The organism is Methanomassiliicoccales archaeon (assembly GCA_038740345.1).
Classification (GTDB): Archaea; Thermoplasmatota; Thermoplasmata; order Methanomassiliicoccales; family UBA472; genus JAJRAN01.
Map to the genome: position 1 here is coordinate 1 of JAVYMA010000042.1, position 7,006 is coordinate 7,006.

Consider the following 7,006-nt stretch of genomic DNA (forward strand, 5'->3'; position numbering starts at 1 on the left):
ATGTTGCTGTAAGAGATATCGCCAAAGCTAGATCTAAATTATAGAGTTCAACCGGTCTAAGTATCCTATTAAGGCTTGCCTCTGCTATCACCACAGCGGCAATGATTATCAGCAACCCCTCTAGGAGAGCGGAGATATTCTCTGCTTTTTGATGGCCATACTGGTGCTCTGAATCCTCCTTTAGCTGTGCAATAGTGATGGAGAAGAACATCATCACAGAAGCCAGAACATTGATGATGGATTCTAAGGCGTCAGAAAGTAATGCCACCGAGTCAGAGATGACATAGGCGAGCATTTTGATGGTAAAAACGGTCAAGCCTCCGAAAACGGCCAAGAGCGCCGCTTTTCTCTTGTTCATCTTAAGCTTCAGTTGCCACATAGGATATATTTTTGTCTCTGTTTTTTCTCGCTTGATGTTTTTTTTCAACAATAAAACAGCGGATTGATTATCATGCAGTAATGCCATAATTAAATACAAGCTCCTGTTTTCATAATTCCATGGCCATGGACGAGGTCGATATAGAAACTGTGAAAAGCATAGTTGGTGAAGAGTTTTGTTCTACGGATATTGCCACTATATACGTCTATGGCTTCGACGCTTCTATCCATCATAGTACACCGGAGATGGTGGTTCAACCTCGCAACACTGAACAGGTCTCCGAATTGGTGGCCTATGCCAACCAGCGTCGCATCCCCATAGTCCCACGCGGGGCAGGAACCGGTCTCTGTGGAGGGGCAGTCCCGCTTAAAGGCGGAATCGTCATCGACATGACCAAAATGAATTTGATAAAAGAGATTAGAATTGAGGATTTAAATTGCACATGCCAATCTGGAGTGGTGTACGATCGTCTGATGGAAGCTCTGGCTCAATTCAAATTTTCCATACCCACAGCTCCAGGCAGTTCCGAGGCTTGCACTATTGGAGGCATGATCGCCGCAAACGCCTCGGGAATGAGGGCCATAAAATACGGGGCGATGCGAGATTATGTGCTTGGGTTAGAGGTGGTCCTGCCCACAGGAGAGGTGGTACACCTCGGCACCAAGACTTTGAAGAATTCATCGGGCTATCAGCTTGAACGCTTGTTCGTAGGGAGCGAAGGCACATTAGGAGTAATAACTGAAGCGACGCTTAGAATAGTGCCAAAGGCTAAAAAAGCGGCAATGGTCGTGGCGGCATTCGATACTTTGGAAAAAGCGGGAAGGTGTGTTTCTAATATAGTCGCCAAACCTTTGATTCCTTCCGCAATAGAATTGATGGATTCTACATGCATCAAAGCGGTAAACAAAACCGTGCGAGCAGGATTTCCCGATGTCGAGGCCCTTTGCATGATAGAGGTCGACGGCGAACCAGAGATAGTATCCAAAGAGGCTAAGATGGTGCAGCAAATATGCTTGGAAACAGGTTCCTCGGATGTGGAAATGTCGGACGACTCAAAACAGATGGCAAGATGGACCCAGGGCAGGAAGAGCGTCATGACAGCGCTCTCACGTTACGGTGAAGGTTACGTCTCAGTCTCTTTGGCTGATGATATGGCTGTGCCTATCTCCAAAATCCCTCAAGCAGTTGTTGCTTTCCAGCGCATAGCATCGAAATATGACGTTATCATAGGAACCTATGGTCATGCTGGTGACGGCAACTTGCATACCAAGATGCTTCTCGACCCCACCTCAAAGCAGCATTGGGAAAAGGCAGAGAAGGCCGTTAGCGAGATCTATGAGACGGTCATATCATTAGGTGGGACGGTGACGGGGGAGCATGGGGTTGGAATATCGAAAGCGCCCTTTATGGCTAAAGAAAGAGCCGAAGTGCTCCACACTATGCGGGCAATAAAAAACGCTCTCGATCCTAATAATATCATGAACCCTGGTAAACTTATGGAGTGGGAGGGTAGCATCATCCGCCATCTGCGCTATCCCTGTGAGCTCTTCCGCTGATGAATCAGATGATCCCCCAAGCGTAGAGCAGGAGAAGGATAGCAGAGATGAGCATGGTCAGGTATAATGGAAGATTCCATCTCCATATCTTTGAGCCGTCGAGTGGAGGAATGGGTAGTAGGTTGAACATCGCCAAGAAAGCGTTGATGTAGCCGATAACGTACAAAGCCACGCCTAAGCTGAGAGAAGAGGAAAAGCTGGCTGATCCCAGGAGTAAGCAAGTGGCCCCTATGACTAGATTCATAAGAGGACCAGCTGCGCTGATCAGAGCATTCTGCCTTCTGTCGATGCGGCCCTGAATGTAAACAGCTCCGGGGGCAGCGAAGACGAAGCCGAAAAACGAGAAAAGCACGGCGAACAGGAGTCCCATAGGATAAATACGGAACTCTGCCCAGGCGCCATTTCTCTGAGCTACGAATTTATGCATCAATTCGTGGAACGCAAAGCCAGTAATCACCGCAATGGCCGCCGTCCCTAAAAGAAAAAGGGTTGCGCTAACCCCAGCACCATACCAAGGGAAAATGTTAAAGAAAGCGAAAGTTAGGACAGCAACGGCGATAATAATCTGCAAAGTCTCTTGTCTACTGAACCTTATTTTCCCCCGACCTGAGGGAATGTATATCGCCCCATATTCGTCGTACATCGCACTCGCTCGGAGACCGACAAAACCAATGACGGTATATGAGCCTATGCTTAATTCATTTTGGATAAACTGAGTTGATGAATTTTCGCCAGTAATCTTGAAGTAGGACAGGTAGGATGCATCGATGCATGCCTGCCCGCCAAAAGCATGGAAAAGTGTTCTCGAGATGGTGTGAAAGTTGTGGCACCATTCTCCTGGGGGAGCGCTGCTCATCATGTGGTTCACAAGGACGGCTTTTCAAGATCTCCATGCCAGGCGATATAAGGCCAGCGATAGGAAAAAGCTTTGAATTGATCCGTTCCCTCCTGGAAAGGTGCTTTGGGGCCGGCTCTTCCATCGACGGGAGGTTGGTTTTCCTCAATAAAGTAGCTGGAGAGGATCGTGCAGATGAAATAATAGTTGGGGGAAAGGTGATTGGCACATTGCGCTTCGACCTCCGCTCCCAGGATTTCATTTTGGATATTACTGCAGAAGGGGCGACATTTTTATTATCCGTGGCTAAAAAAGGGATTTTGCGATTGAAGAATCAATATGGTCATCTGAAAGGTAAGAATCTACCAGGTGCGGATTTATGGCCTTTGATGGGAGAGGTGCGAGAGAAAGATCCTCTCATTTTAATAAGTGGAGGGCTGGTTTGTGCCGCCACCGCGAAAGCACCCTCCTCCTCTTTCTATAGCTCCACGAAAGCTGTCCATGTCAGGGATGTAGGGAAAGCTAAAGATTCTTGGCAGGCTAAGCCGGCCACTTGGAGCGATTTCGTGAATGCAAACCTCGACCATCTGTCAGCGCTGGAAGCCAAGGCTGTAAGCGATATAAAATCTTATGTCACAGGCAGAGGTATACCTATTACATTGAGCTTCAGCGGAGGAAAGGACTCCCTTGCTTGCTATGGCATAGCCAAGTCGGCGGGGAAATCATTTCAGCTTTTATTCGTAGACACCGGTCTGGAATTTCCTGAAACCAGAGCCTTTGTGGAGAGCTTTGCGAGTAAGAAAAGGGAAAAAATACTTTATGCATCGGCAGAAGGTGCTTTTTGGGAACATCTTAAATCCTTTGGACCTCCCGCCAAGGATTTTCGTTGGTGCTGCAAGGTATGCAAATTGGCACCGTTGACAGATCTAATTGAGAATCACTTTCCCAAGGGAACCATTACCATTGAGGGCAACCGGGCACTTGAGTCCTTCTCTCGCGCAAGAATACGTTTCGTTGAAAACAATCCTTTCGTTCCAAACCAAACCATTCTCAATCCAATTAGGGAATGGAGAGCAGCAGAGGTGTGGGCGTATATATGGTGGAAAGGATTAGACTACAATCCTTTATATGATGAGGATTTTGAGAGGATAGGGTGCTATCTGTGCCCCTCTATTCTGGCAAGTGAATGGAAAAATGTATCGCGACTTCATCCAGAGCTTCATTCGCAATGGAACAGATGGTTAGAGAAATGGGCAGAGCAACACTCAGTAAGCCATGAATACGTTCGATTGGGGTTTTGGCGATGGAAAGTCCTACCTCCGAAGATGAGGAAGCTTGCTAATGAGATAGGACTTCAGGCGCCCTCGCATCGGGCTGACACTCTTGAAATGCACATCGTTAAAGGAATCAGCCCCTGTGTTAACGGTGGGTACTCGATAGAGGGGATCATTTCAACGCCATCGCACGGCCCTTTCAGTCGCGTCGGAGAAACGTTAAAGGTAGTGGGGAAAAGCCATATATCAGAAGATCTGGGAGTTGCAATGGCTCGGATAAGCGACACGACTGTCAAAGTCTTCGCGGGAGGGCAGATCATCGCCAATTCCCCCTCTCCCGTAAAAGCGCAAAAAGCATTCGAGATGGGTGCCAAAGCATATCTTAGGGCCCATTTATGCACCAGATGCGGAATATGCATCAAGAATTGTCCCGTGAAGGCCGTAAGAATCGATGATGGAATCGCGATAGATGACAAGAGGTGCATTCACTGCACTAGATGCATGGAGGCGTGTGTTGTGGCCCATTATTTCGATAAGCTCATAGGGCGCAAGGAAGCAAAAAGCCATTGAACACCCTTATATAGGGACATTGCTTGGGCTGGGTTTGATAATGAACTCGAATATGTTCATCGCTGGCGTAATAGGCATAGGGCCAGCGCTTGCTTTGATGTATTTCACCCTACGAGACTATACTTATCCAAAGGTGGAGAAGCCTTTTTTCGACGACCGCAAGGTATTTGGCCTTTTGGCATTGGGAATGGTAATGGGGGTGGCGTTGTTTGCCGTGCAGCAATACTTTCCCATAGAACAGGTACTTTACGCCCTCCTATTCGCCTTGATCTATGAATTGGCCAAGCTTGCGGTGCTGAACTTGAAACGCTTTTCCAGGCGCCTAGATACAGCTTTCTATGGTTTAGTGATTGGTTTAGGAATGGGAAGCACGGTGGCTTTTGGCTACATTTGGTCAAGCTTTCTCTCATTTTCCGCAGCTGGATTGTCTCTCGGTTTAAGGGATTATGTGGTGATCATCGTCCTCTCATTTCAGCTTTCCCTTCTCAACGGTTCCACAGGTGCGGTCATCGGCATAGGGGTAACTCGCGGCCATCCTTTTGGTTTCTTGGCTAATGCTGCGCTCACTCATATAGCCTATAATTTTGTGATGATAGGCTTCTTCCTCTATCCATTGGATGTCTGGGGTTACGTATGTTTAGTATTCGCCACTGCAATCGCGGCATTCTCTTACTACAGAGTGCATTTCCAAGCCATCCCTGCATTGGTGGAGGAAGGTTTGGCCAAGTACAAGTCCAAATCGAAAGCTTGAATTATACCAGAATTAGTCTTGGGTAGTGTGGCCAATGGAGCAAAAAGAAAGCTCAGACTAGCAGTGACTGCGTTAGCTATAATTATTATCATAATTTTGCTCCTCACCCCCTCATTCCAGAATTTTATCGTACAACTCTTACTCTCTCCATTTCAAGAAAGAGCCCCTAAATACGTGATCTATCGCTTGGAAAGGCAATTACGCGTGGATGCTAATGGAGGGACTGTTTACAATTTCACTCTTGATCTGCCGATGCCGGTGAACGTGTCCATGGGGAATAGGACTTTGCAAGAGATAACATCTATCATGGCTTTTCCCGAAGGCCGCCAATCGATTAGATACGGATTGCCATGGAGAGTCTGGCAACATGGGCCTTTGATTGGAACCAGTAAGTACATCGTGACTATAACTTACGACATCAAGGTGGAGACGCAAATTTGGAAAATAGATGCTAAGTCCTCGGGGGAAGTATCTGATATACCTCAATCCCTGAGATCAGCTTATCTCCATGACGAGTGGAAAATCGTAATGAGCGATCCAGCTATTATGAGGCAGGCCGCGGAGATAACCAAAGGAGATCGTAACGTCTACAACATCCTCCAGTCAATTTATGAATGGATGGTGGCCAATGTGCGATATTCCTCTAGTGATTCCTCAGGGGATCCATCGAGCAGTGTGGAGACGCTGTCATCTTTGACCGGAGATTGCGATGATCAGTCGATACTTTTCTGCGCCCTGGCCAGAGCCGCTGGCGTTCCCGCTTGGCTGCAACTCGGGGCTCTTTATGATTCGCAGAGAGATGCTTGGAGCGGCCATGGTTGGGTGCAGGCCTATGTTCCTTTTAAAGATGCTGGAGGAGAACTGGTATGCATCGATACGGTAAACAGGGATTTCATGATCTGGAAGCCCAACCGCCTAGCAGAGTTCACGGATGATGGTGACGGACAGCATCTCCGTGATTACTATTATTCCTTCACATACACTTACGATCAGCATAGCTATCCAGTAGGTCTGAGCCCTACTTATCATGACAGCTATCGCTCAATAATTCATCAAGAGAGTACAGAAAAGGTGTTGCTGGCAAAATCAGGATTCTGTGAATTTTCATTCTCCCAAAACATGCAGAGAGCGGTCAAGGTGGAAGAGGCCTGAAGACGCCGGGCATCGGCTCGTAGGCTATGCCTTCGGAAAGCATCCTGGCCAGAATTTCAGTAGCTCCTTCCTCATTCACCTTCAACTCCGACATAATGTCTTGAATGGAGAAGAATCCGCCTTTACCAGAAAGTTTAAGAGCCAAGCGCCTGAGCCCTTCTTCAGTTAACAGATCAGCTTTTGATGCTTGGCATCGAGGGAGCGTTCTACACCTTTTTCGCGCTGAATTATTTTCGGTCTCCAGCGTCATTCTTTCATTTATCTTTTGCACCGCCCTTGCAATCTCCTCATGATCCTCAGTGCGATGAAACACTCTCGCTTTGGAGACATCGATATATTTGCCACAGTGGTTGCATCTTACCTTCTTGCATGAAAGAGACACGCCCCTAGCACGGCGGCATTTGGAACAGATTATAACCCCGAGCATCAGAACTCTACGAAAACCGCAGATGAGATGCAGGCACCATAGTGATCCATGGGGATGGAGAG

The 7,006-nt window shown here is 47.5% G+C and carries 7 protein-coding genes; 4 read left to right on the forward strand and 3 right to left on the reverse strand.

Annotated elements, in window-relative coordinates:
• Positions 1–379, reverse strand: a 379-nt coding sequence (locus tag QW520_08810) for a cation diffusion facilitator family transporter (protein ID MEM0449904.1), incomplete at its 3' end; no start/stop codon positions are given.
• Between the two features lie 119 nt (positions 380–498).
• On the opposite strand from QW520_08810, the gene QW520_08815 reads away from it, so the two are divergent.
• Positions 499–1,935, forward strand: a complete 1,437-nt coding sequence (locus QW520_08815; protein MEM0449905.1) for an FAD-binding oxidoreductase — start codon at positions 499–501, stop codon at positions 1,933–1,935.
• Between the two features lie 4 nt (positions 1,936–1,939).
• Here the strand turns inward: QW520_08815 and QW520_08820 are convergent, their stop codons facing one another.
• Positions 1,940–2,578 (reverse strand): site-2 protease family protein, encoded by a 639-nt coding sequence (locus QW520_08820; protein MEM0449906.1) that lies wholly within the window; start codon positions 2,576–2,578, stop codon positions 1,940–1,942.
• 128 nt (positions 2,579–2,706) lie between these two features.
• Between QW520_08820 and QW520_08825 the strand changes: the two genes are divergently transcribed.
• From QW520_08825 to QW520_08835, 3 genes are read left to right on the forward strand one after another with little or no spacing between them, the layout of a single operon-like run.
• Positions 2,707–4,614, forward strand: a complete 1,908-nt coding sequence (locus QW520_08825) for a phosphoadenosine phosphosulfate reductase family protein (protein MEM0449907.1) — start codon at positions 2,707–2,709, stop codon at positions 4,612–4,614.
• Between the two features lie 40 nt (positions 4,615–4,654).
• On the forward strand, positions 4,655–5,365 hold the full coding sequence (locus QW520_08830; GenBank protein ID MEM0449908.1) for a hypothetical protein: 711 nt from the start codon (positions 4,655–4,657) through the stop codon (positions 5,363–5,365).
• 27 nt (positions 5,366–5,392) lie between these two features.
• On the forward strand, positions 5,393–6,517 hold the full coding sequence (locus QW520_08835) for a transglutaminase-like domain-containing protein (GenBank protein MEM0449909.1): 1,125 nt from the start codon (positions 5,393–5,395) through the stop codon (positions 6,515–6,517).
• Here the strand turns inward: QW520_08835 and QW520_08840 are convergent.
• Positions 6,498–7,006: DUF1922 domain-containing protein (locus tag QW520_08840; protein ID MEM0449910.1), on the reverse strand; the 509-nt coding region annotated here is incomplete at its 5' end. The genes QW520_08835 and QW520_08840 overlap by 20 nt on opposite strands.